Annotated in this window: 25 protein-coding genes; 15 read left to right on the top strand and 10 right to left on the bottom strand. The window is 66.4% G+C overall.

All coding sequences use genetic code 11. The annotated features are described in order from the left end of the window. Positions 1–218: 218 nt before the first annotated feature. The 5 genes from ACN2C8_RS06385 (at position 219) to ACN2C8_RS06365 (ending at position 4,048) form a co-directional block, all read left to right on the top strand. A complete protein-coding gene (locus ACN2C8_RS06385; RefSeq protein WP_419255012.1) occupies positions 219–749 on the top strand; it encodes a GcrA family cell cycle regulator in 531 nt (176 codons plus the stop codon). 70 nt (positions 750–819) lie between these two features. Beyond that, positions 820–2,352: an exodeoxyribonuclease VII large subunit gene (gene xseA / locus ACN2C8_RS06380; RefSeq protein WP_419255010.1), complete on the top strand. Its 1,533-nt coding sequence runs from the start codon at positions 820–822 to the stop codon at positions 2,350–2,352. Positions 2,353–2,379: 27 nt separating this feature from the next. Continuing rightward, complete coding sequence (locus tag ACN2C8_RS06375) at positions 2,380–2,601, top strand: DUF2093 domain-containing protein (protein WP_419255008.1); 222 nt, start codon at positions 2,380–2,382, stop codon at positions 2,599–2,601. 38 nt (positions 2,602–2,639) lie between these two features. Next, the gene (locus ACN2C8_RS06370; protein WP_419255006.1) at positions 2,640–3,434 is read left to right on the top strand and encodes a M23 family metallopeptidase; all 795 of its coding nucleotides are present in this window, start codon (positions 2,640–2,642) and stop codon (positions 3,432–3,434) included. 104 nt (positions 3,435–3,538) lie between these two features. Continuing rightward, complete coding sequence (locus tag ACN2C8_RS06365) at positions 3,539–4,048, top strand: response regulator (RefSeq protein WP_419255005.1); 510 nt, start codon at positions 3,539–3,541, stop codon at positions 4,046–4,048. Here ACN2C8_RS06365 and ACN2C8_RS06360 read toward each other — a convergent pair. Further along, on the bottom strand, positions 4,045–4,986 hold the full coding sequence (locus ACN2C8_RS06360) for a lysophospholipid acyltransferase family protein (RefSeq protein WP_419255003.1): 942 nt from the start codon (positions 4,984–4,986) through the stop codon (positions 4,045–4,047). The genes ACN2C8_RS06365 and ACN2C8_RS06360 overlap by 4 nt on opposite strands. A gap of 127 nt (positions 4,987–5,113) precedes the next feature. On the opposite strand from ACN2C8_RS06360, the gene ACN2C8_RS06355 reads away from it, so the two are divergent. Both ACN2C8_RS06355 and hisN read left to right on the top strand, forming a co-directional pair. Continuing rightward, positions 5,114–5,497 carry a helix-turn-helix domain-containing protein gene (locus ACN2C8_RS06355; RefSeq protein WP_419255001.1) on the top strand — a complete coding sequence of 128 codons (384 nt, stop codon included), beginning with the start codon at positions 5,114–5,116 and terminating at the stop codon, positions 5,495–5,497. A 41-nt stretch (positions 5,498–5,538) separates the two neighbouring features. Further along, positions 5,539–6,375: a histidinol-phosphatase gene (gene hisN / locus ACN2C8_RS06350; protein WP_419255000.1), complete on the top strand. Its 837-nt coding sequence runs from the start codon at positions 5,539–5,541 to the stop codon at positions 6,373–6,375. On the opposite strand, the gene ACN2C8_RS06345 is transcribed toward hisN, so the two are convergent. From ACN2C8_RS06345 to ACN2C8_RS06325, 5 genes are all read right to left on the bottom strand, one after another. Further along, a complete protein-coding gene (locus ACN2C8_RS06345; RefSeq protein ID WP_419254999.1) occupies positions 6,356–7,336 on the bottom strand; it encodes an alpha/beta fold hydrolase in 981 nt (326 codons plus the stop codon). The genes hisN and ACN2C8_RS06345 overlap by 20 nt on opposite strands. 4 nt (positions 7,337–7,340) lie before the next feature. Further along, the gene (locus ACN2C8_RS06340; RefSeq protein ID WP_419254998.1) at positions 7,341–7,649 is read right to left on the bottom strand and encodes an SCP2 sterol-binding domain-containing protein; all 309 of its coding nucleotides are present in this window, start codon (positions 7,647–7,649) and stop codon (positions 7,341–7,343) included. A gap of 92 nt (positions 7,650–7,741) precedes the next feature. Then, positions 7,742–8,398, bottom strand: coding sequence for a hypothetical protein (locus ACN2C8_RS06335; RefSeq protein ID WP_419254996.1), 657 nt, complete (start codon positions 8,396–8,398; stop codon positions 7,742–7,744). Further along, positions 8,395–9,279 (bottom strand): class I SAM-dependent methyltransferase, encoded by an 885-nt coding sequence (locus ACN2C8_RS06330; protein ID WP_419254995.1) that lies wholly within the window; start codon positions 9,277–9,279, stop codon positions 8,395–8,397. Before ACN2C8_RS06330 ends, ACN2C8_RS06335 begins: the two co-directional genes overlap by 4 nt. Positions 9,280–9,337: 58 nt before the next feature. Next, positions 9,338–10,180 carry a class I SAM-dependent methyltransferase gene (locus ACN2C8_RS06325; protein WP_419254994.1) on the bottom strand — a complete coding sequence of 281 codons (843 nt, stop codon included), beginning with the start codon at positions 10,178–10,180 and terminating at the stop codon, positions 9,338–9,340. 230 nt (positions 10,181–10,410) lie between these two features. Between ACN2C8_RS06325 and ACN2C8_RS06320 the strand changes: the two genes are divergently transcribed. Beyond that, positions 10,411–10,881, top strand: a complete 471-nt coding sequence (locus ACN2C8_RS06320; RefSeq protein WP_419254992.1) for an Hsp20 family protein — start codon at positions 10,411–10,413, stop codon at positions 10,879–10,881. Positions 10,882–10,965: 84 nt separating this feature from the next. On the opposite strand, the gene ACN2C8_RS06315 is transcribed toward ACN2C8_RS06320, so the two are convergent. The 3 genes from ACN2C8_RS06315 to gpmA form a co-directional block, all read right to left on the bottom strand. Continuing rightward, a complete protein-coding gene (locus ACN2C8_RS06315) occupies positions 10,966–12,231 on the bottom strand; it encodes a pentapeptide repeat-containing protein (protein ID WP_419254991.1) in 1,266 nt (421 codons plus the stop codon). 99 nt (positions 12,232–12,330) lie between these two features. Beyond that, positions 12,331–13,590, bottom strand: a complete 1,260-nt coding sequence (locus ACN2C8_RS06310) for a pentapeptide repeat-containing protein (protein WP_419254989.1) — start codon at positions 13,588–13,590, stop codon at positions 12,331–12,333. A gap of 86 nt (positions 13,591–13,676) precedes the next feature. Further along, positions 13,677–14,390: a 2,3-diphosphoglycerate-dependent phosphoglycerate mutase gene (gpmA, locus tag ACN2C8_RS06305; protein WP_419254988.1), complete on the bottom strand. Its 714-nt coding sequence runs from the start codon at positions 14,388–14,390 to the stop codon at positions 13,677–13,679. Between the two features lie 99 nt (positions 14,391–14,489). On the opposite strand from gpmA, the gene ACN2C8_RS06300 reads away from it, so the two are divergent. From ACN2C8_RS06300 to ACN2C8_RS06275, 6 genes are all read left to right on the top strand, one after another. Next, positions 14,490–14,723 carry a hypothetical protein gene (locus ACN2C8_RS06300; protein WP_419254986.1) on the top strand — a complete coding sequence of 78 codons (234 nt, stop codon included), beginning with the start codon at positions 14,490–14,492 and terminating at the stop codon, positions 14,721–14,723. After that, positions 14,720–15,676, top strand: a complete 957-nt coding sequence (locus tag ACN2C8_RS06295) for a KpsF/GutQ family sugar-phosphate isomerase (RefSeq protein ID WP_419254985.1) — start codon at positions 14,720–14,722, stop codon at positions 15,674–15,676. The genes ACN2C8_RS06300 and ACN2C8_RS06295 overlap by 4 nt, the downstream gene beginning before the upstream one ends. 98 nt (positions 15,677–15,774) lie before the next feature. Further along, positions 15,775–17,271: a phosphomannomutase/phosphoglucomutase gene (locus ACN2C8_RS06290; RefSeq protein WP_419254983.1), complete on the top strand. Its 1,497-nt coding sequence runs from the start codon at positions 15,775–15,777 to the stop codon at positions 17,269–17,271. Positions 17,272–17,483: 212 nt separating this feature from the next. Beyond that, positions 17,484–17,951, top strand: a complete 468-nt coding sequence (locus tag ACN2C8_RS06285; protein WP_419254981.1) for a GNAT family N-acetyltransferase — start codon at positions 17,484–17,486, stop codon at positions 17,949–17,951. 119 nt (positions 17,952–18,070) lie between these two features. Further along, a complete protein-coding gene (locus ACN2C8_RS06280) occupies positions 18,071–19,348 on the top strand; it encodes an amidohydrolase family protein (protein ID WP_419254979.1) in 1,278 nt (425 codons plus the stop codon). Between the two features lie 10 nt (positions 19,349–19,358). Next, positions 19,359–20,021, top strand: a complete 663-nt coding sequence (locus ACN2C8_RS06275; protein WP_419254978.1) for a hypothetical protein — start codon at positions 19,359–19,361, stop codon at positions 20,019–20,021. A 7-nt stretch (positions 20,022–20,028) separates the two neighbouring features. Here the strand turns inward: ACN2C8_RS06275 and ACN2C8_RS06270 are convergent, their stop codons facing one another. Beyond that, complete coding sequence (locus ACN2C8_RS06270) at positions 20,029–21,246, bottom strand: multidrug effflux MFS transporter (RefSeq protein WP_419254977.1); 1,218 nt, start codon at positions 21,244–21,246, stop codon at positions 20,029–20,031. Positions 21,247–21,399: 153 nt separating this feature from the next. Between ACN2C8_RS06270 and ACN2C8_RS06265 the strand changes: the two genes are divergently transcribed. Further along, the gene (locus ACN2C8_RS06265; RefSeq protein ID WP_419255824.1) at positions 21,400–22,362 is read left to right on the top strand and encodes an alpha/beta fold hydrolase; all 963 of its coding nucleotides are present in this window, start codon (positions 21,400–21,402) and stop codon (positions 22,360–22,362) included. Positions 22,363–22,365 lie beyond the last annotated feature (3 nt).

Raw genomic sequence — 22,365 nt, 5'->3', positions numbered from 1 at the left:
CCCTTACGCATGTGCGCTTTGGGCTCTCCAGGCGCAAGTCGGACCCTTTCCGAATCAACATCTAGTTTCTGTGGACAGACCACTTGGCGCCCATTGTGTGGTTTAACGTTTTCTTTACGATATATGGTAGGACGACCGCCGGCGGGGTGGTCAAAACACCAGATGTAGGGCCCAAGGCTTGGGGAAGCCTCGGACTCTATCAATGGCGGGAGACGGGCATGAGCTGGACCGACGATCGGGTCACGACCTTGAAGAAACTCTGGCTGGACGGGCTTTCGGCCAGTCAGATCGCCAAACAACTGGGCGGCGTTACGCGTAACGCCGTGATCGGCAAGGTCCACCGCCTCGGCCTGTCGGGCCGCGCGGCCCCCTCGCAACCGGCGCGTCCGGCCTTTAAGGCCCCACGTCCCGCCCGGCCCGCCGCGCAGACCATGCCGTCCGCGCCGCGCCGGGTCGTCACGCCCGAGCACACACCGACGCAAGCCGTTGTGTCGTCCGGCGTCGCCCCCCCGACCCTGCCCGTCTATCGCGACGAGCAACCCGGTTCGGCCACCGTGCTGACCCTGGGCGCCCACATGTGCAAGTGGCCAATCGGCGATCCCTCGTCGGACGGCTTCACCTTCTGCGGCCGTCGCTCGTCGGAAGGCCCCTACTGCGGCGAACACGCCCGGGTGGCCTACCAGCCGCAACAATCCAAGAAGAAGGCCGGCCCCACCGAGCTGGCCCGCTCGCTGCGCCGCTACATCTAGATCCTAGCCATAAGAACAAGTCTCTCATGCGGCCCTCCCCGTTCGTCGGGGAGGGCCTTATGCTGTGCGCATGACCGACGTCGCCGCCCCTGATTCCAACGCGCCCGCCTATTCCGTTTCGGAACTGGCCTTTGCGCTGAAGCGCACGCTGGAAACCAGCTATTCCCATGTGCGGCTGCGCGGCGAGCTGTCGAAGGTCACCCACCACGGCAACGGCCACGTCTATCTGACCATCAAGGACGACAAGTCGGCGATCGACGGCGTGGTCTGGAAGGGCTCTGTGCGGGGCCTCGGCGTGCGGCCCGAGCACGGCCTGGAAGTCATCGTCACCGGCAAGATCACCACCTATCCGGCCGGCTCGCGCTACCAGATCGTCATCGAGAGCATGGAGGCCGCCGGGGTCGGCGCGCTGCTGGCCCAACTCGAACGCCTGAAGGCCAAGCTGCACGGCGAGGGCCTGTTCGAGGCGTCACGCAAACGCCCCCTGCCCTCGATGCCCGCCGTGGTCGGCGTGATCACCAGCCCGACCGGCGCGGTGATCCGCGACATCCTGCACCGCATCCGCGACCGCTGGCCTTGCCACGTGCTGGTCTGGCCGGTGGTGGTGCAGGGCGATCAGGCCGCCGCGCAGGTGGCCGGGGCCATTCGCGGCTTCAACGCCATAGCGCCGGGTGGCCATGTGCCCCGTCCCGATATCATCATCGTCGCCCGCGGCGGCGGCTCGGTGGAAGACCTCTGGGCCTTCAATGACGAGACCCTGGCCCGCACCGTGGCGGCCAGCGACATTCCCTTGATCTCGGCGGTCGGCCACGAGACCGACACCACCCTGATCGACTTTGTCTCCGACCGTCGCGCGCCCACCCCAACGGCCGCCGCCGAGATCGCCACGCCGGTGCTGGGCGAGCTGCGAGCCCTGGTCTCCGACTATGACCGCCGCCTCAACCGCAGCGGCGCGCGACTGATCGAGGATCGTCGCACCCGCCTGGTCAGCGCCGCGCGCGGCCTGCCCCGCCCCGCCGACCTGCTGGCCCTGGCGCAGCAGCGCTTCGACATCGCCGCGGGACGCCTCGACGCGGCCCTGGGCCGCAACACCGCCGTCCATGCCCAGGCCCTGCTGCGGGTCACCGCCCGTCTATCGCCGCAGGCGCTGGGCCGTCAGCGGCAGGTCAAGGCCGACCGCCTGAGCGACCTGTCGCGCCGCATGGATCTGGCCGCCCGCCGCGCACCCGAGCGCATCGCCCAGAACGCCCGCCTGCCCGCCCTGTGGAGCCGCCTCAACGACGCCGGCAAGCGCCGCCTGCAGCGCGATGCCGACCGGCTGTCCAACCTGGAAAAGCTGCGCCAGTCGCTCAATCCCGAACGGCCGCTGGACATGGGCTTTGCCCTGGTCCGCAAGGCCGATCGCTCGATCGTCCGCTCGGCCGCCAGCCTGGGCCCCGGCGACTGGGTCAGCCTGCAGTTCGGCGACGGTGATCGCACCGCATTGATCGACGACAGCGCTCCGCCGGCTTTGGCACCAGCGTCGGCCCTGACGGCAGCTCCGCCCAAACCGGCGCGTCCAAAGCCGACTACACCAAAACCTGATCAGGGCGACCTGTTCTGAGGCGTCGCCGTGGCGTAGAACACCCTCATGAACGCTTATGATCGCGACCTTGGAAAATCCGACGGCCTGGCCGTGCTGCACTATGGCGACGGCGAATTCGCCGTCATGACGCCGGGCCGTTTCGTGCTGTGCGCCGTCACCGGCGCCAAGGTCCCGCTGGACGCCCTGCGCTACTGGAGCCCCGAGCTGCAGGAAGCCTATGCCACCCCCGCCGAGGCGCTGAAGCGCTGGCAAGAGAAGATCGCCTGAACCGTCGCGCGCTTCTGGCCGGCCTCGCCGTCAGCGGCGTGGCTCATAGCGCCTGGGCCTCGGCGCCCGGACTGACCCTCTCGGGCAAGTTCGTGCAGGGTGGTTATGCCATCGGCCGCACGGCGCCCCTTGCCACCCTCGATGTTGATGGCGAGATCGTGGGTCTGGCCTCGGCAGAGGGCTGGTTCGTGGTCGGCTTTGACCGCGACGCCCCGCCGGTCGTCACCATCACCGTCACCACCGCCGACGGCTCAGCCAGCCACGAGGCGGTGATCGCCCCGGGAACCTTCGACATCCAGCGTATAGACGGCCTGCCCGCCGATCAGGTCGCGCCTGTCGACCCCACCCTGCTGGCCCGCATCGCCGCCGAGGGCGAACGCAAGGCTGTGGGCTTCAATAGCCTCGCGGACCTGGACGCCTTCAAAGCCGGCTTCATCCTGCCTGTCGAAGGCGCGAGACGGTCGGCGCGCTTCGGGGGGCAACGCATACTCAACGGCGAGCCCAAGCGTCCCCATTTTGGGGTCGACCTGGCCGCGCCCGTGGGAACTTCTGTACGCGCGCCAGCCGGCGGACAGGTCGTCTTCGCCGAGACCGGACTACATTTCGAGGGCGGCCTGATCCTGATCGATCACGGCCAGGGCCTGATCACCGCCTACCTACACCTGTCAAAAGCCATTGTTATGGCTGGAGATTTTGTCGAACAGGGTCAGATGATCGGCGCCGTCGGCAAGGAAGGGCGCGCCACGGGCCCGCACCTGTGCTGGCGCATGAAATGGCGGGGCCGCAACCTCGATCCATCCCTGATGGTCGGCGCCAACGCCTCTCGCTCGTAGCGCGAAAATAAACCATCCATTAGCCCTGACCTCACTATTCAGAAGCGGGCCCATGTGTTTACTCGCGCCTCGAGTTCCCGGTCTGACAAGGAGACGGCCACCGCATGTCGGCGGAGTATGCCAATCTGCGCTTTCTGCTGGTGGACGATAACCACCACATGCGGGCGATTGTCGGCGCTATCCTGCATGGCGTGGGCGTAAGGCACGTTCGCGAAGCCACGGACGGCGCGGAAGCCCTGCAGGCCATACGCGAGGGTCCGATCGATATCGCCATCGTCGATTTCAAGATGTCGCCGCTGGACGGGGTGCAGTTCACCCAACTGGTCCGCAACTCGCCAGACAGCGTCGATCCGTTCCTGCCCATTATCATGCTGACGGGCTTCGCCGAGCGGAACCGCGTGTTCGAGGCTCGTGACGCCGGGATCACCGAGCTTGTGGTCAAGCCGGTGACGGCGCGCTCGCTGCTAGACCGCATCAACATCGTGATCTACCGGCCCAGGCCTTTCATCCGTTCGGGCGACTATTTCGGCCCCTGCCGCCGCCGCCGCGAAGAGCCCAACTATTCGGGCCCCTTCCGTCGGCAAGGCGAACGTCAGGACGCGCTGGAAATCTAGTCCTGGCGGACTTCGGCTTCCCTGGCCGCCAGCGCGGCATAGACCTCGTTTGGCCAGCGCCGATGAACCCAGAACCATTCCGCAGGACGCTCGCGGATGCGCTCTTCCATAAAGCTGTTGATCAGACGCACGCCGGCCTCGATATCGGCCGTACGGTCGCCCGTCGAGGGCACGACGATGGGCTCGTGGACCACCGCCCGGAACCGCGCGCCCTTGATCCGCTGAACCGACATCGGCTGCAGCACCGTGCCAAAGCGGATCGCCAGCCGGGTTGGCCCCGGCGCGGTGCGCGCGTCGTGCCCGAAGAACGGGGCGGCCACGCCATTGTTGAACTTCTGATCGTTCATCAGGGCGACCGAGCGACCTTCCTTCATCCCTTCCAGCAACTCCCGGGCGCCGTCGCCGCCCTTGGGCGCGAACAGGCGTACGCCATAGCGAAAGCGGCTGTCCTTGATGCGCTTGTCCACATAGGGATTGTTGGCCGCGCGATAGGTCATCTCGCAGGTCACGCCGCTATCGACGATGGCGGCCGGCATCACCTCCCAATTCGAGAGATGACCTGACACGAACACCACGGGAATCTTGTTCTCGGCGATCTCGGCCAAGCGCTCCTTGTTGACGACCTCGACCCGGCCGGTGGACGGCAGGATTCTGTCCATCAGCGGGAATTCGGCGAACGAACGGCCCAGGCCGTCCCATTGAGCGACCAGGGTCTGCTCACGCCAGGCCTCGTCCCTTTCCGGGAAAGCCAGCTTCAAATTGCGCTCGGCGACCTTGTGCGCCCCGCTAAGCGGACCCAGGGTGCGCCCGATCCAGCCACCGAGACTGGACGCCGCGTCCACGCCCAGCAGGCGAAACAGGGCGATGAAGAGGTCAAAGCCCAGCGCCTCAGCGCGCCACAGCAGATCCTGGGCCCAAGGCCGACGCTTATCCGACATGCGTTCTTAGTAGGCTGGCTTGCACGCTGCGCGCAACGCCACTTCGCCCGGCACGCGACTTGCGGCTGTTGAAGCGGACCGTTCCGTTTCGGGACGCTCGATAGATGGCAGGGGGGCTCGGCTTTCCATGGGTAACGACATCGACGTTCATCTGGGCAAGCGACTGCGCCGACGCCGCCGCCTTCTGGGTCTGACCCAGCAGCAACTGGCCGGCACGGTGGGTGTGCGATTCCAGCAGATCCAAAAGTACGAGTGTGGCGCCAACCGCATCTCGGCCGCTCGCCTCTGGCAGCTGTCCGAGGCGCTGGAAGTGCCGGTTGGCTATTTCTATGACGGCCTCTCCGACCAGGTTCGCCGCGAAGCTGCCGGCGAAGCCGAGGGCGGCGAGATGTTCGCACGCAAGGAGACGCTGGATCTGATCCGCGCGTACTACCTGCTCGGCGAGCGTCCGCGTCGTCGTCTGCTGGACCTGGCCAAGTCGCTGAACGGCGGCGAACACGCCGACGCGTAGTTCCTGTAGCGTACGTGCGGCGGGGGCGTTAAACCCCGCCCATGACGCTTTCCGCTAACCAGTTCACGGCGCTCGACGCCTTCATCATCGATCTCAACCGGGCTTCTGCCGGGGTGATCCTGCCGCTGTTCCGGGCGGATCACGGGCTCGAGGACAAGGGCGCCGGCAAGAACCTGCCGCGTGAAAGCCACGCCGCCTTCGATCCGGTCACGGAGGCCGATCGCGGGGCCGAGGCCGCCATCCGCGCCCTGATCTCGGAGCGTTTTCCCGAGCATGGCGTGATTGGTGAGGAGTATGGCGAGGACCGCCCCGACGCCGAGTTCGTCTGGGTGCTCGACCCGATCGACGGCACGCGCGCCTTTATCGCCGGCCTGCCGATGTGGACCACCCTGATCGGCTTGCGCCACCAGGGCCGCCCCGTGCTGGGGTCCATCGGCCAACCCTATATGGACGAGATCTTCATCGGCCACGCCGGCGGCTCACGCCTGATCTCGCGCGGCCAGAGCACGCCGATCAAGGTCCGCGCGTGCGCGAACCTGACCGACGCCGTGATCTCCACCACCGATCCCGACGCCTGTTTCGACGGGGCCGAACGTGCGGCCTGGCTGCAGGTCCGCGCCGCCGCCAAGCTGGCCCGCCTGGGCTGCGACGCCTATGCCTATGCCATGGTCGCCATGGGCAAGATGGATATGGTCATCGAGGCCGGCCTGAAATCCTGGGACATCGAAGCCGCTATCCCCGTGATCGAAGGCGCCGGCGGCATCGTCACCGACTGGCGCGGCGAAGCGATCGGGCAGAACGGCGGCCAGATGGTGATCTCGGGGGATCGTAGGCCGCTCGACGAGGCGCTGGTGTCGCTCAGGCGGTCGGCGAAATAGGCGCGACGGCATCCACCGTCTCGTCAAACGCCGTCCAGAACTGCGCCCGCATTTCGTCCCGCTCGATCAGGACCTCGTGGAACGCGCCCTCGACCTCCAGGTAACGGCCCCGGGGAATACGGCTGGCGATCGACCTGAGGTCGGCGTTCACCACGCGGGTGTCTTCACCCGCTCCGACGATGGTCACCGGGATCGAGATCGCCTCGACGCCCGGCGAGCGGCGCAGCCAGGCGCAGGCGGAAAAAGCGAAGTCCACCCAGCCCCAGGTGGCGCCGCCCAGAGCGAGGTCGCGGTTGGCCAGAAGCTGGGCCCGATAGCGCGCGTACCGCGCCTTGTCATGGGTGAGGGCGTCGGTGGCGAAGGTGTCGGCGAACGGGTCGCTGATTTCGCCGGGGGTATAGTCGCCGGCGAACCCGGCGCGGGCCATGATCCAGGCCAGAGCCCGCGAGGCGCGGGGCGGCCGGCGGCCGGTATCGAGACCCAGCATCGGGGCCGACAGCACACAGGCCGAAAAGCGGGCCTCGCCCCGGGCCAGGGCCAGGGTCGTCAGGCAGCCGCCCATCGAGTGTCCCACGGCAATCCACGGCTTGGGCAGACGGTCTTCGAAGGTGTCGAGCAGCGCCGTATAGTCGCTCAGAAACGGCTTGAAGCCCTGGGCGTGGCCCTTGAGGCGGTCAGGCAGAAAGCGGGTCGACAGACCCTGCCCTCGCCAGTCGTGGACCAGCACCGCGAAGCCGCGGTCAAGCAGGTCCTGCACGACCTCGTAGTATTTCTCGATCGGTTCGGTTCGGCCCGGGCTGACAATCACCGAGCCGCGCGGCCCCTCAGTCGAGGATTGGCCTGGCGGTGAAAAGCAAGCGGCGCGGAGGGTCGCCCCATCCGCGCCGACAAACCATTCAGCCGTTCCATGATCCGGAACCGGAGCCTCGGGAATCGATACCAGAGGCGCCCGTTCCGTCATGGGATCAGCGCATCTTCGCGAACAGCGCCGCCATGCTCGACTGCAGCGCCATGGCCACGCCCATGTCCGACAGCTTCAGCTTGCCGGTCATCACCGCCATGGTGGGGTCCAGCGAGCCGGCGCCGATGGCCAGCAGATCGTCCATGCTCAGAGTCATGGTCAGGTCGGCGGGCTTGTCTTCATTGGTGACCGAACCACCGTCGATGTGAACGACGCCGGCGTCCTTCAGGTCGAACTTCAGGCTTTTGCCCAGTCCGCTGTCGTCGCCCACGGCGCCTTTGATACGGTCGGTGATTTCTTGCAGCGTGGCCATGAGCGCGATCTCCCTGTGTGTTCGCGTGTTGAGTGGGCGGAAGCTAGACCGAGCGACGACGGCAAGTAAACACCGTTCAGACCCGGTCTGGCTTATTTCTTTCGGTCGTAGAACCCGACCTTAGTCGGGCTTTTTGTCAACTTTACCCTTACGGCGCCCTTGAAATCTTCCGGACGAAAATAAGGTGTTTCCTTGATCTGGGGCAGCGGCAGGGTGCGGCCATCGGCCAAGATGGCGACCCCGCCGGCGGCCTTGACGAAGGAGATCCCGGTCATCTTGGGCAGCAGCATGCCCATCGGGCCCGCAGCCTTGCCGATCACCGTATTGGCCTCGGTCACCGTGGCCGTCAGCTCGCGCGTGTCATACTCGGTCGCCGGGTTCAGCTGCGTCGCGAAATTGAGCGTTGTGCCGACCTTGGCGTCCTCAGGCAGGTCGAGCGCAAGTTTGGCCCCGCCCTCGATCTGCGCCAGGGTGGGCAGGCGTTCGAAAGCCCCGGAGGCATTCACCGGCAGCGGCGTGCGTGCGCCGTTCGCCTCGATCAGCGTCGCCTTCAGATTGGCCAGAGGCTTGTCATTGAGGCTCAGCGTATAGCCAAGCCGCACCCGGGCGCGTTCGCCTGCCGGCACCTTCAGAAACTTCTCGAGATAGGGGAAGGCCTTCGCCGCCGGCCCGATCTTTTCGGCCAGGGCCGGCGTGGCGATCGCGGCCATCAGGGCCGCCGCCAGGAGGCGCGCCTTCAAAGGACTCATTTGGGCTTCACGAACTTGAGGGTCATGCGGTCGCTCTCGCCGATCGCATCGTACTTGGCATGGCCGAAGCCCGGCTCTGCCGGCTCGCCGCGCGGGGACGAAAGGCGGGTCGGGGGCAGTGTCCAGACGCCGAAGGGGTGATCCTTGGTGTCCTTGGGGTTGGCGTTGATTTCACTGGAGCCCGCCGGGATGAAACCGGCTTCCTGAGCCATCTGAACGACATAGGCCTCCTGCACATAACCATCGGCCGCCAGAACGTCCTGGATACGGCCGGCTTCGCCGCGGTGTTCCTCGACGCCGAGGATCCCGCCGGGCTTGAGCGCCGCCAGGGCATCCCTGAACGCCTTCTCGGCGATACCCGCCGCCATCCAGTTGTGGATATTGCGGAGGAACAGCACCAGATCGGCAGAGCCGGCCGGAGCGACCGGTCCGCTGGTTGGGCCAAAGGCCGTAACCTCCACGGCGCCATAGAGCCTGGACTTCTCCGAGAGCTTGCGCCGATAGGCCTCGACCACCTCGGCGGCGGCAGGGTCGCTGGCGTCGGCCTGCAGGGTCGGGGCGTAGAGCTTGCCCTTGGTCGACGCCAGGAACGGGGCCAGGATTTCGGTGTACCACCCTGCCCCCGGCCAGAATTCGACGACCGTCTGTCCCGGCTTCAGCTCCCAGAACTTCAGGCTTTCGACAGGGTGGCGCCACATGTCGCGAGCGCGGTCGGCCGACGAGCGCCAATCGCCGCCGACCGCAGTCTCTATGGTCTCGCTTGCGGCCTTGGCGGGAGCCTTGGGCGCATCTTCAGCCGTCTTGCGTCCGCAGCCGACAAGGCCAGTCGCCACCCCGCCGACGATCAGGCCTCGCCTGGACCAGAAAAAATCCGGAAGCATCAGTCCCCCTTACGAACGCCGCCAGACTATTTCGCGATCCAGGCCGAAAGGCGCCGAATCACGAAGGCTTGCGGAAGCGCAGGGTCATCCGGTCGCTCTCGCCGATCGCGTCGTACTTGGCGCGGTCGAAGGTGGGATCAGCGGGCTTTCCGGCGGGCGCAGTGCGCTTGACCGGCGGCAGGGTCCAGACGCCGAAGGGGTGGTCCTTGGTGTCCTTGGGATTGGCGTTGATCTCGGACTTCTCGGCCAGCATGAAGCCTGCCTTCTCGGCCAGGGCGAGGACGGTGTCCGTCGAAAGATAGCCATCAGCGCCCGCGCTGTTCTCTGGCTTCGGATCGGCCCGGTGCTCTTCAACCGCGAGGATCCCGCCTGGCTTCAGCACAGCGAAGAAGTCGGCGAACACCTTATCGGCGACGCCAGGCTGCACGGTCCAGTTATGAACATTGCGCGCTGTCAGGACGAGATCGGCCGAGCCGGCCGCGCCCAGAGGCGCCGATACGGAGCCAAAATTGGCATAGCCCACCTTGCCATAGCGGGCTTCATCGGCAAAGCGCGCCTCAAAGGCCTCTCGTCCCTTGCGGGCGCCGTCCGAGAGCTTGGGATTGGCCAGGTCGGCGACACCCGCGGTGTAGTTTCCGCCCGTAGCCTTGGCATAGGGGGCCAGGATCTCGGTCCAATAGCCGTTGCCTGGAGAGACCTCGATCACGGTCAGCTTGGGCTTCACGCCCCAGAACGACAGGCTCTCATAGGGATGGCGGGCCCCGTCGCGCGCCACATCAGCGGCGGAACGGTGCGGGGCGGCGATAGCGGCCTTGAGCGCCGCGTCTGCGGCGAAGGCTGCGGGAGCGGCGGCCAGGCAAAGCGTGGCGGCCAGCATCAGGACATGGCGACGGTGGGTCATGTTCGGGTCTCTTCCGCATCAGGAGCGGCGACCTTAGCCGGGGTCGGGCGCGGATCAAGCCCTTACCGACCGAGGTTCAATTCAACCTCTTGAAGTCGAAAACCTGCTCCCCACCTGTCTAATCGAAGGCGCTGGACAACCGGGCCTTCCGGACCACAGGCGACGCCGGTTTCGGGTCGCCAACGGGACGAGCAGACACTGCAACCTTGCTTGATGAGAAGGATGAGACCATGCGCACTATCGACCTTTCCCCCCTGTATCGCTCTGTCGTCGGCTTCGACCGACTGGCCTCGCTGCTCGACGCCGCTGCGTCGAACGAAGCCGCCTCGGGCTATCCCCCCTATAATATCGAGCGCACCGACGAGAATGCGTATCGCATCGAGATCGCCGTCGCCGGCTTCAAGTCGGACGAACTGTCGATCGAGGTGAAGGAGAACCTTCTCACTGTCACCGGGCGAAAAACTGCCAATGATGACGTCAAGCGCTACCTGCATCGCGGCCTGGCCGAGCGCAATTTCGAGCGCCGTTTCCAGCTGGCCGACTATGTGATCGTGCATGACGCGGCCCTGGCCGACGGTCTGCTGTCGATCGCCTTGAAGCGCGAATTGCCTGAGGCCCTCAAGCCCCGCACCATCGAGATCAAGTCGGACGTCGCGCCGCTGATCGAAGGCAAGACGATTAAAAGCGAAAAGGCCGCCTAACTGGCAGCCTTGACCATCATCTTCTGAGATCCCTCCCCTCGACTTGGGCGGCGCAGCGATGCGCCGCCTTTTTCAGGTCGAGGCCTAACCCGGGATCGAGAGGTCCAGGCCCTGCACCTGGCTCAGGTCGCAGTCGCGGAAGCTGGCCTTGACGGCGCGGGCGCCGGTGAAGTCGGCGCCGCGCAGATCGGCGCCGTCAAACACCGCCTCGGACAGATCGGCCGTCTGGGCCATCACATAACGTAGCCGAGCCGAGGCCAGGTTGGTCAGCGTGCGGCGCTCGGGGCCCAGCGGCAGCGGGGTCAGAAACGCCTGCCGCAGATCAGCCTTGGTCAGATTGGCGCCGGTCAGCTTGGCGCCGCGCAGGTCGGCGCCGCGCAGGTTGGCCGAGCGAAGGTCGGCATTCTGGAGGTTGGCGCCCTGCAGCTGGGCGCCCGACAGATCCAGGCCCACCATACAGGCCCCCCTGGCGCTCATCGCGGTCAGGCGCAGGCCCTTGAGGCGATCGCCCAGCGGACGCAGGTCTTCGCCGTCCAGCCGCGCGCATTGGCCTTCCTTGCCACCGGTCTGACACCAGCGCTGGTTGTCGAGGGCGCGTTGATAGAGTTCCTGGGCCTTGGCCAGGGCCTGGGCCGTCACAGTGACCAGAGCGCCAGTCATGTTCGAGCCCAAGGTGCGGGCGGTCGAGGTGTCGACCCCGGCCATGACCGAGCCTTGCAGGTTCGCGCCTTCGAGGTTGGCGCCCTTGATGTCAGCGCCATCCAGAATGGCGCCTGAAAGATTGGCTTCCTTGAGATTGGCGCCAGACAATTTTGCGCCGCGCAGCGAACAGTCGCTGAAATCGGCCTTGAAGGCCGAGACGCCCTCGAACTGCGAACCGTCCAGGGTGGCGCCAGAGAAGTTAACCTCATCGACCTCGCCCAGGCGGGTCTCGTGACGCAGCGTGTCGAGGCCCCTGCGGGGATGGGGAATAGCGATCTGGCCTTCGCGGAAGTCGGCCTGGGTCAGGTCGGCCTGGGCCAGGTTGGCGCCGCGCAGGCAGACGCCGCGCAGATCGGCGCGAACCAGAGTCGCCTGGCGAAGATCAGCCTTGCGCAGATCGCAGCCAAAAAGGCTGGCGCGGTCCAGCTTGGTGCGGACCATGCGGCAGCCGTCGAGGACCGAACCGGTAAAATCAGCGTCGACGAGATTGCGGAACGACATGTCCAGGCCGGACAGGTTCATGAATTTCAGGGAAGCCCGCTTGCCGCCCTGCTTGCCCGTTGCGAATTTCTCGTGAGCCGTCACGATCATGTCGAGCTCGGCCTGACTAAGGCGTCGTCTGCCAGCCATACTCTCCGCGGCGGTCATGCCCTGCTATCTCCCCGGAAAAGTCTCTGCTCACGCAGAGGGACAATACCGACGATCGACGAGCGAACGGTTAAGACTGCGCGGAAATGTCGCGGTAGATCAGATGACGCCTTCCAGGCCTCTGGCCCCCAGGCGAATGGCTCCGGTAATGTCGACTTCCTTGAGGAGGGCGTTGGTGAAATTGGCGCGCGACAGGTCCGCGCCGCTGAGACAGGCCTGCCGCAGGTCGGCCCGGGCCAGGTCGGCATTGGTCAGCAGCACGCCGGTCAGGTCCGACGGAAGCAACCGGTCACGCCCGATCAGTAGCGGGCCAAGCTGGGAGTCGCGAAGATCCGAACCCGAAAGCTTGGCGCCGCGAAGCCGCGCGCCGCGCAGGTCGGCGTGACGAAGATTGCAGGCCCGAAGGTCCGCGCCTTCCAGTTGCGCGCCCTGAAGCTGCACGCCCTCCATGTCGAGGCCGTAGAACACCGCGCCCTTGGCCGACAGGGCCGTCAGATTGAAGCCGCGGACCGATTTCAGATTGCGCAGATCGGCTTTGTCGAAGGCCGAAGGCTTACCCTCGGCGCCACCGGTCTCGCACCAGCGCGCGTGGTCAGCGATCATCTGTTCGTAGGGCATGTCGGAGACACTGGTCCCCGATGGCTTGTCGGTCAGGGCGCCGTCCATATTGGTGTCATTGACGTTCCACTGCTGGGTCTTGGCGCCCACCAGCACGGTGTTTCGCATGTCCGCGCCAGACAGGTTGGCGCCTGACAGATCGGCTCCAGCCAGGTTGGCCCCGTTGAAGTTGGCCTGTTTGAGGTTGGCGCGGACCAGTTTCGCGTCTTTCAGAATCGCATCGCTGAAGTCGGCCTTGGTCGCCACGATGCCCGACAGGCGCGAGCGCTCGAGGTTCGCACCGGCAAGGATGGCGCCGGAGGCATAGGCCTCCCGATGCGCCGGCTCGATGATCTTGTAGCCTTCCTTGCGGTCGGCGGAGGCGATCGAGCCTTCACGGAGGTCGGCCTCGAACAGGTCGGCGCCGGTCAAGTTGGCGCCGCGCAGGCTGGAGCCTCGCAGGTCAACGCGGCGCATGGAGGCGTCGGTCAGATCAGCGCCCTGCAGGTCGGCGCCATACATGTTGGCGTTGTCGAGCTTAGCCTTGCGCAAGTCGCAACCGACCAGCAAGGCCCCCGTGAAATCGGCGTCGCAAAGATTGCGGCCGGTGACCGACAGACCCGACAGGTCGCAGAAGGCGAAGACCGCGCGCGCGCCCCCGAGCCGAGCCGCCCACAGGCGGTCGTGCTTGGCGCAGATAACGTCCACGTCATATTGCGTCAGGCGCCGGTACTCTTGGCCTGTCGCCACTGGGGCGGTCATGGTGCTTACGATCTATCCCGACTGGATGGACCGAGACCATGCCCGCCCGGGCATTAACGCTGAGTTTCCAAGCGTTTCCGGTTATGTCAGGCGATTACGGGCAGCTCTTGAGCGCGGCTCTCGTCGAGGTAGCGGACCGAAATCGGCTTGAGGGCGCTGTCCAGCTCGATCACCAGCGGATTGCCGGTGGGAATTTCGACATGAACGATGTCAGCGTCCGGCACCTGGAACAGGTGCTTGACGATGGCCCGCAGGGAATTGCCGTGGGCGGCCACCAGGATCGTCTCGCCAGACGTCAGCTTCGGCGCGATCTCGGCTTCCCAATAGGGCAATACCCGGACCAGGGTCGTGGCCAGGCTCTCGGTCGAAGGCAGGTCCTTACCCGCGTAGCGGCGGTCCTTGCTGAAGTCGTATTCGCCGCCCGGCTCCAGTTCCGGCGGCGGGATATCGTAGGATCGGCGCCAGATCGTCACCTGCGCCTCGCCATGCTTCTCGGCGGTCTGGGCCTTGTTGAGACCCGTCAGGCCACCATAGTGGCGCTCATTCAGGCGCCAGTCCTTGGTGACCGGCACGAAGCTCTGGCCGGCGGCGTCCAGCGCAAGATTGCAGGTGCGAATGGCGCGCGTCTGGACCGAGGTATAGGCCTCGTCGAGATCAATGCCCGCGGCCTTGATCAGCTCGCCGCCCTTGTGCGCCTGGGCTTCACCCTCGGCGGTCAGATCGACGTCCACCCAGCCGGTGAAACGGTTCTCGAGATTCCACTGGCTTTGACCGTGGCGGAGCAGGACGAGGGTGGGCATCGGGCCTCCTTGCGAGATGTCACGGGCGGGCTAGGCCCAGAGGCGCGCTCCGTCAAGCGCCCCCTCCCCGTCCGCGCGACACATGCTATAGGCAGGCGCATGTCTGATCGCATTTTCATGCCCCTGATGGCGCTGATCGCCTTGACGATGATCGCCCTCGCCCTGGTCTGGCCGCAAGGCTACGGCGCGCGCTCGCCCGATCCGTTCGGCTCGGTCCCGATCCAGCAGACGCCGGAAATGCGGGCCAAGATCGAGCGCGAGAAGGATAGCGCCCGCCGCCGCGCGGAAGAAGCTGTCAAGGCCGTCAAGGCCGCCGGCGGAGCCGTGCAGTGAGCGCCTTCGACGCCGTTCTGGTCGGCCAGAGAGTCATACTGGGTGAAGCCGAGGCGCTGAAAACCCTCTCGGACACGCTGTCGGATACGTTCGGCAGGGCCGTCGAAACCCTTTTCGCTGCCAAGGGCCGTGTCGTGTGCACCGGTATCGGCAAGTCCGGCCACGTCGCCCGCAAGATCGCCGCGACCATGGCCTCGACCGGCGCGCCGGCCATGTTCGTCCACGCCGCCGAGGCCAGCCATGGCGATCTTGGCATGATCGGCCAGGATGACGTGGTCCTGGCCCTGTCGAAGTCCGGCGAGGCGCGGGAGCTGTCAGACACCCTGGCCTACGCCAAGCGCTTCTCGATCCCGCTGATCGCCATCACCGCCGTGGCCGACAGCCAACTGGGTCGCGCCGCCGACATTCTGCTGCTGCTGCCCGACGCTCCGGAAGCGACAGCGGAGGTCAATGCCCCTACGACCTCGACGACCCTGCAGATGGCCCTGGGCGACGCCTTGGCCGTGGCCCTGCTGGAGCGACGGGGATTCACCGCCAGCGATTTCCGGGTCTTCCATCCCGGCGGCAAGCTGGGCTCGATGCTGCGCACGGTCGGCGACCTGATGCATGGCGATCAGGAACTGCCGCTGGTCGCCGCCGACGCCCCCATGCCAGCCGCCCTGCTGGTGATGAGCGAGAAGCGTTTCGGCGCGGCCGGCGTGATCGACCCTTCTGGCCAGTTGATCGGTCTGATCACCGACGGCGACCTGCGCCGTCATATGGACGGCCTGCTGGATCACCGCGCCGATGAGGTGATGACCCACGCGCCCCAGACCATCGGCCCCAATGCCCTGGCCGCCGAAGCCCTGAAGGTGATGAACGAGCGCCGTATTACCGTGCTATTCGTGGTCGACAGCGGCCGCGCCGTCGGCATCCTGCATGTCCACGATCTGCTGCGGGCGGGCATTATCTAGGCGTAGGTCACGTTTTGACACTCGATGTCATTCAAGAACGCTAGCAGCGTCGGTCCGGGGCCGCTAAAGCGACCCTCTCAACTATGATGCGAGCCCCGATGTTCTCCGCGCCCCGCTCCGACCTCGTTCCCAATACCGCCGCCTATGAGAACGAGCCGCTGGTCAAGGCCACGGGCTTTCGGGAATATGACGCACGCTGGCTGTTCGGCCCCGACATCAACCTGCTGGGCATTCAGGCCCTGGGCCTCGGGCTCGGCACCTATATCCACGAGCTGGACCTGTCGAAGATCGTGGTCGGCCACGACTTCCGCTCCTATTCCTCGTCGATCAAGAACGCCCTGATCCTGGGCCTGATCTCGGCCGGCTGCGAAGTGCACGACATCGGCCTGGCCCTGTCGCCCACCGCCTATTTCGCCCAGTTCGATCTGGACATCCCCTGCGTGGCCATGGTCACCGCCAGCCACAACGAGAACGGCTGGACCGGCGTGAAAATGGGCGCGCAACGCCCCCTCACCTTCGGTCCCGACGAGATGGGCCGGCTGCGCGACATCGTGCTGGGCGGCAAGTTCGTGGAACGCGACGGCGGCAAGCTGATCCGGGTCGAGGGCGAGGCCGAACGCTTCATCGCCGACGTCGCCAAACGCGCCAGCATCACCCGGCCGCTGAAGGTCATCGCCGCCTGCGGCAACGGCACGGCCGGGGCCTTCGCGGTCGACGCCCTGCAGCGCATGGGCGTCTCCGACGTGGTCGGCATGGACACCGAGCTCGACTACACCTTCCCCAAATATAATCCGAACCCGGAAGACGTTGAGATGCTGCACTCCATGGCGGCCGCCGTGCGCGAGCATGGCGCCGACCTGGCGTTCGGATTTGACGGCGATGGCGACCGCTGCGGCGTGGTCGATGACGAGGGCGAGGAGATCTTCGCCGACAAGATCGGCCTGATGCTGGCCCGCGACCTTGCCCCGTTGAACCCAGGCGCGACCTTCGTGGTCGATGTGAAGTCGACGGGGCTCTACGCCACCGACCCGATCCTGGCGCAGCATGGCTGCAAGGTGATCTACTGGAAGACCGGCCACAGCTACATCAAACGTAAGAGCGCCGAGGTCGGCGCATTGGCCGGGTTCGAGAAGAGCGGCCACTTCTTCATGAACGGCGACCTGGGCTACGGTTATGATTGCGGCCTGACCGCCGCCGCCGCCGTCCTGGCCATGCTGGACCGCAATCCGGGCGTGAAGCTGTCGGACATGCGCAAGGCCCTGCCGGTGGCCTTCACCTCCCTGACCATGAGCCCGCACTGCGGCGACGAGGTGAAGTACGGGATCGTCGATGACGTGGTGAAGGAATACCAGGACCTGTTCGCCGCCGGCGGCTCCATCCTGGGCCGCAGGATCACCGAGGTCATCACCGTCAACGGCGTGCGGGTGCACCTGGAAGACGGCTCGTGGGTGCTGGTGCGGGCCTCGTCCAACAAGCCCGAGATCGTGGTCGTGGTCGAGAGCACCAGCTCCGAAGACGACATGCGCGCCCTGTTCCGCCAGGAAGTGAAGCCGCGCCTCGGCGACCGGGTCGGGAAGTACAACCAGGAAATCTGAGTCTTCCCAACGACGCGGGCAGTTCGTAGGGTCTGGGAATGCCCACCGACGAGATCGGCGGGTCAGTTCCAGGAGAATGCCTTTGCTCACCGACCTCGCCTTGGACCGCTTCAGCGGCCAGCGAGGACGCGTGTGAGCACGCCCGGACGCTGACCGCTCACGAAGCCTGGACAGACGTCATCGACGTCCCCTCATTTCCTTCGAGAGCAACCATGATCCTGGAAACAACCAAAGACGACTACGCACGCCTGATGCTGGGCCTCGGGCCAAGAGATCTAGCTCTGGCCGACACGCCGATCGCGCCGCCTGCGATCATCCAAATGCTGGCCGGTGTCGCCAACGGCGTCTGGGCGACCTTCTCGCCCGCCTCCTGGCTGATCGTCGAGAGCGGCGAGGTGGTCGGGCTCTGCTCGGTCACGCGGCCGCCAGAGCACGGCGTGGTCGATATCGGCTATGGCGTCGCGCCCAGTCGACAGGGTCGCGGCTGCGCCGGTCGAGCTGTGAGTGACATCGTCGCGTGGGCGAAAGGCCGGGCCGACGTAACAGCCCTGACGGCGGAGACATCTACGACGAACCAGGCCTCGCAAGCTGTGTTGAGCCGCAACGGCTTTGTGCAGATGGGCGAGCGCCTCGACGAAGAGGACGGACCGCTGATCAGCTGGCGCTGCGCGACCGCCTAGCGGGCAATGCAGGGCGGGCGCGGGCGACGATTGTCGTCCGCGCCCATTCCGTTGCCCATTCCTTTGGTTGGGACCGCCGCGATTTTGGCGTTAGCTCGTCACCCAACCGCGAGTCGTCCATGCGCCATCTGATCGCCGTCCTTGCCTTTGTCCTGGCTCCCAGCCTCGCCGAAGCCGCCCAGCCTATCCTGCTCAAGCCCGCCCGTGTCTGGACGGCCGAGGACACCGGTCCGCCCCATGAGGGCTGGGGTGTTCTGATCCGCGACAACAGGATTGCCGCAGTCGGCCCTGCTGCCGGCCTCGACGCGACCGGAGCCGAGGTCATCGACCTGCCTGGCGCGACGGTGATCCCCGGCCTCATGGATCTGCACAGCCACCTGCTGCTGCATCCCTACAATGAAGCCTCATGGGACGATCAGGTGCTGAAGGAAGCGCCCGACTACCGCGTAATCCGCGCGACGGTTCAGGCCAGGGCCACGCTGGACGCGGGGTTCACCACCCTGCGCGACCTGGGTGCCGAGGGCGCGGGCGTGTCGGACGTCTCGATCAAGCGCGCCATCAATGACAGGCTGATCCCGGGTCCGCGCCTGTTCGTGGCCACCCGCGCCATCGTCGCTACCGGCGCCTACGGCCCCGCGCGCCGCAACTACAATCCCGAGGCCGAGATCCCCCAGGGCGCCCAGGAGGCCAGCGGGATCGACGAGGGCGTCAGGGCGGTGCGCGAGCAGGCCGGCGCGGGCGCCGACTGGATCAAGATCTATGCTGACTACCGCGTCGGCCCCGACGGCTCGACCCAGCCGACCTTCACCCTCGACGAATTGAAAGCGATGATCGATGTCGCCCATTCCAGCGGCCGCCCGGTGGCGATCCACGCCGCCAGCGACGAGGGCATGCGCCGCTCGATCCTGGCCGGCGCCGACACCATCGAACATGGCTATGGCGGCTCGGAAGCCACCTTCAGGCTGATGGCCGAAAAGGGCGTCGCCTATTTCCCCACCCTGACGGCCAGCGAGAGCACCTCGACCTATTTCGGCGGCTATGTCGCCGGCAAGACACCGTCCACCCCCGCCATGCAGGCCGCCGAACGGGCCTTCAGGCTGGCGATAAAGAGTGGCGTAACCATCGGTATGGGCAGCGATGTCGGCGTATTCCGCCATGGCGACAACGCCCGCGAGCTAGTGTGGATGGTCCGCCACGGCATGAGCCCGACCCAGGCCCTGCTGGCCGCTACGGCCGTGGACGCCAGAGTGCTGCGGCGGCAGAACGATCTTGGCCAGCTGAAGCCCGGCTACCTTGCCGACATCGTCGCCGTCACCGGCGATCCGACCCGGGATATCGAGGCGACCAAGGCCGTGGTTCTGGTAATCAAGGATGGCGTCGTTCATCGCCGCCCCTAGAGCATTCCTCTTGCGCCAGGCCGCAAAGCCGGGCGATCTCGCCAGGATGCGACGCTCGATCCCTCTTGCCCTGACCTGCGCCCTGCTGAGCGGACCGGCCCTGGCCGCCGATCCTGGCACGACCCAGCGCGGCGACACCATGCGCGACGCCGTCACCGCGCCGCTGGAAGACCTGAACCTCAAGCGAAAGGACATACCGGCGGTGCTGACACGCGCGGTCGCCGATCCCTATGACGTGGTGGGTCTGGAGCGTTGCGAACCGATCGCCGCCGAGATCGGCCGGCTGGACGCGGCGCTGGGCCCCGATCTGGATGAGGCCTCGCCCCCTGACGAGCGCTCCAGGAGCAGGAAGGTGGTCGACGGCGCCTGGAAGGCCGGGGTCGCCGAGGTTCGGGACCAGACCACCCACGTGCTGCCGTTCCGCGGCTGGATACGCAAGCTGACCGGCGCGGCCAAGCACGACAAGGCCGTGCAGGCCGCTATCCGTTCAGGCGGCATCCGGCGCGGCTATCTGAAGGGCGTGGGGATGCGGATGAACTGCGCGCCGCCCGCCGCGCCCAGCTGGTTCGTGCCGGCCCCGCCGCCACCTCCGCCCGCGCTGGAAAGTCCGTTGGCGAAACTCATCGCGGTCTGGGAAAACGTGCTGACCTGGCTTCGCAACCTGATCGGCTAGAGCCGCCTCAGGCTTCGGTCTTGGCGCCGCCCTCGGGCAGGGCGATCAGGAAGATGGCCAGCGACGAGCCGATCAGGCAGGCGAACATCACGCCGGCCATCGGCCTGGCCGTGCCGTCGTGCAGAAGGCCGCTGACCCAGGCGGCGATGGCGCCGGAGCCGAACGAGGCCGAGCCCATCAGAGCCGAGGTTGAGCCCGCTCGCTTGGGATCAATGCTGAGCGCGCCGGCCATGGTGTTGCCGCCCATGAGGCCATAGGTCGACAGCGCCAGAAACAGCAGCGGCAGCACCGTCCACTGTCCGCCCAGCCCCGACCAAGCCGCCCCGACCAGCAGGAAGGCGAAGATCACCGAAGCGATGCTGGCGCGCATCAACACCCGGTCCGGGGTTGTCCGGCGCAGGAGCAGCCGATTGACCTGACTGGCGCCGATGATGCCTACGGCGTTGAAGGCGAAGATGATGTTGAAGGCCAGCGGCGAGTGGCCGTAGGCGCCCATGATCACATCCGGCCCACCGGAAATGTAGGTGAACAGCACCGCACCGTTCAGCGTGCCGGCCACGCCATAGCCGACCAGCCGCCGCATCCGCAGCAGCGCGCCGAACGCCTTGAAGGGATTTTCCGAACGCGCCTGGGCCTCGGTCTCGGCCGAGCGCGACTCGCTCAGTCCCAGCGCCACCCAGACGCCGATGGCCAGGCCAAACCCCGCCAGCACCCAGAACACACCGCGCCAGCCGGCGACCAGCTGGATCAGACCGCCTAGCTGCGGCGCCAGCACAGGCGCCAGGCCCATGATCAGGGTCATCAGCGACAGCACGCGCGCCGTGTCGGCATGGCCAAAACGATCGCGCACCACGGCTCGGGCGACCACCGCTCCGGCGCAACCGCCCAGGGCCTGAACGAACCGCGCCGCGATCAGCGCCTCGATGGTCGGCGCCAGGGCGCAGGCGACTGAAGCCAGGAAATAGACTGCAACCCCAAACAGGATCGGTCCGCGTCGGCCCAGGCGATCCGACGCCGGACCGTAGATGAACTGGCCGATGGCCATGCCGGCGAAAAACGCGGCCAGGGTGGCCTGGGTCTGATCCGGCCCGGCGTGCAGCGACCGGCCGATCGACGGCAGGCTCGAGAGGTACATGTCGATCGACATAGGCGCGAAGGCGGTCAGGGCGCCCAGCAGGAGGACCAGCCTCCAAGGCGTTGCGACGGGCGGTTCGGCGACAGTCATGGGGCCTTCTACTCTCGTTTGACGCAACGTGAACCCCTCAACCGGCTTGCGGTGCGAGGTTTGGACCGTCACGGTGATCATCAATCAGATAGGGCAGGAAAGCCGCAGGAGACGTCGATGAGCCGCACCGAGGAGCGTCCGCTGGCCCCGCCCATGCCGCAGCCGTCGTTCGCGACGGTCAATGGCATCCGCATGGCCTATTATGAGGCCGGCCCGCGTCAGGGTGTTCCCATCGTGCTGTGCCACGGCTTTCCAGAGTTTTCCTATTCCTGGCGACATCAGGTCGCGGCGCTGGCTGCGGCCGGGCGGTGGGTGATCGCGCCAGACCAGCGCGGCTATGGCCTCACAGATCGCCCCGAACCGGTCGAAGCCTATGACATGGAGCACCTGACCGGTGATCTGGTCGGACTGCTGGACCATCTGGGCGTCGAAAAGGCTGTCTTCGTCGGTCACGACTGGGGCGGCATCATCGTCTGGGCCATGCCGCTGCTGCATCCCGATCGCTGCGCCGGGATCATGGGCCTGAACACTCCGTTCACCCCTCGCCTGCCCGTGGACCCGATCGAGATGTATCGCCGCGCCTATGGCGACGAGATGTATATCGTCCATTTCCAGAAACCCGGCGTCGCCGACGCACTGCTGGGCTCCGATCCTGGCAAGACCATCCGCTTCTTTATGCGCGCGCCCGGCGACAGCGTCGAAGCCTTTGAAGCGCGCCCGGCGGAGCGCAAGAGCCTGGCCCTGCAGGAAGGCCTCGCGCGTTACAATCCCGCCAGCGACCCGTTGCAGTTCCTGCGTCCCGAAGAACTGGCCGTATTCACCGAGACCTTCGAGCGCACCGGCTTTACTGGCGGCATCAACTGGTACCGCAATTTCACCCGCAACTGGCAGCGCTCGGAACATCTGCCCCGCCGCATCGACGCCATCCCCTGCCTGATGATCATGGCGGAGCATGACGTGGTCCTGCCGCCCTCGCTCTGCGACCGCATGGGCGAGCAGATCGAGGATCTGGAGAAGGTGTTGATCAAGGGCAGCGGCCACTGGACCCAGCAGGAGAAGCCGGCAGAGGTCAATGCGGCCATGCTGGACTGGCTGGATCGCCGCTTTCCGGCCTGACGC

This window comes from Caulobacter sp. ErkDOM-C (genome assembly GCF_048541825.1).
In the GTDB taxonomy this organism is placed as follows: Bacteria; Pseudomonadota; Alphaproteobacteria; order Caulobacterales; family Caulobacteraceae; genus Caulobacter.
This window is presented reverse-complemented; position numbering and strand designations above follow the sequence as displayed.

Coding starts and splice junctions, on each gene's coding strand:
- ACN2C8_RS06385 (WP_419255012.1), top strand. CDS start 219: ATGAGCTGGACCGACGATCGGGTCACGACCTTGAAGAAACTCTGGCTG.
- xseA (WP_419255010.1), top strand. CDS start 820: ATGACCGACGTCGCCGCCCCTGATTCCAACGCGCCCGCCTATTCCGTT.
- ACN2C8_RS06375 (WP_419255008.1), top strand. CDS start 2,380: ATGAACGCTTATGATCGCGACCTTGGAAAATCCGACGGCCTGGCCGTG.
- ACN2C8_RS06365 (WP_419255005.1), top strand. CDS start 3,539: ATGTCGGCGGAGTATGCCAATCTGCGCTTTCTGCTGGTGGACGATAAC.
- ACN2C8_RS06360 (WP_419255003.1), bottom strand. CDS start 4,986: ATGTCGGATAAGCGTCGGCCTTGGGCCCAGGATCTGCTGTGGCGCGCT.
- ACN2C8_RS06355 (WP_419255001.1), top strand. CDS start 5,114: ATGGGTAACGACATCGACGTTCATCTGGGCAAGCGACTGCGCCGACGC.
- hisN (WP_419255000.1), top strand. CDS start 5,539: ATGACGCTTTCCGCTAACCAGTTCACGGCGCTCGACGCCTTCATCATC.
- ACN2C8_RS06345 (WP_419254999.1), bottom strand. CDS start 7,336: ATGACGGAACGGGCGCCTCTGGTATCGATTCCCGAGGCTCCGGTTCCG.
- ACN2C8_RS06340 (WP_419254998.1), bottom strand. CDS start 7,649: ATGGCCACGCTGCAAGAAATCACCGACCGTATCAAAGGCGCCGTGGGC.
- ACN2C8_RS06335 (WP_419254996.1), bottom strand. CDS start 8,398: ATGAGTCCTTTGAAGGCGCGCCTCCTGGCGGCGGCCCTGATGGCCGCG.
- ACN2C8_RS06330 (WP_419254995.1), bottom strand. CDS start 9,279: ATGCTTCCGGATTTTTTCTGGTCCAGGCGAGGCCTGATCGTCGGCGGG.
- ACN2C8_RS06325 (WP_419254994.1), bottom strand. CDS start 10,180: ATGACCCACCGTCGCCATGTCCTGATGCTGGCCGCCACGCTTTGCCTG.
- ACN2C8_RS06320 (WP_419254992.1), top strand. CDS start 10,411: ATGCGCACTATCGACCTTTCCCCCCTGTATCGCTCTGTCGTCGGCTTC.
- ACN2C8_RS06315 (WP_419254991.1), bottom strand. CDS start 12,231: ATGACCGCCGCGGAGAGTATGGCTGGCAGACGACGCCTTAGTCAGGCC.
- ACN2C8_RS06310 (WP_419254989.1), bottom strand. CDS start 13,590: ATGACCGCCCCAGTGGCGACAGGCCAAGAGTACCGGCGCCTGACGCAA.
- gpmA (WP_419254988.1), bottom strand. CDS start 14,390: ATGCCCACCCTCGTCCTGCTCCGCCACGGTCAAAGCCAGTGGAATCTC.
- ACN2C8_RS06300 (WP_419254986.1), top strand. CDS start 14,490: ATGTCTGATCGCATTTTCATGCCCCTGATGGCGCTGATCGCCTTGACG.
- ACN2C8_RS06290 (WP_419254983.1), top strand. CDS start 15,775: ATGTTCTCCGCGCCCCGCTCCGACCTCGTTCCCAATACCGCCGCCTAT.
- ACN2C8_RS06285 (WP_419254981.1), top strand. CDS start 17,484: ATGATCCTGGAAACAACCAAAGACGACTACGCACGCCTGATGCTGGGC.
- ACN2C8_RS06280 (WP_419254979.1), top strand. CDS start 18,071: ATGCGCCATCTGATCGCCGTCCTTGCCTTTGTCCTGGCTCCCAGCCTC.
- ACN2C8_RS06270 (WP_419254977.1), bottom strand. CDS start 21,246: ATGACTGTCGCCGAACCGCCCGTCGCAACGCCTTGGAGGCTGGTCCTC.
- ACN2C8_RS06265 (WP_419255824.1), top strand. CDS start 21,400: ATGCCGCAGCCGTCGTTCGCGACGGTCAATGGCATCCGCATGGCCTAT.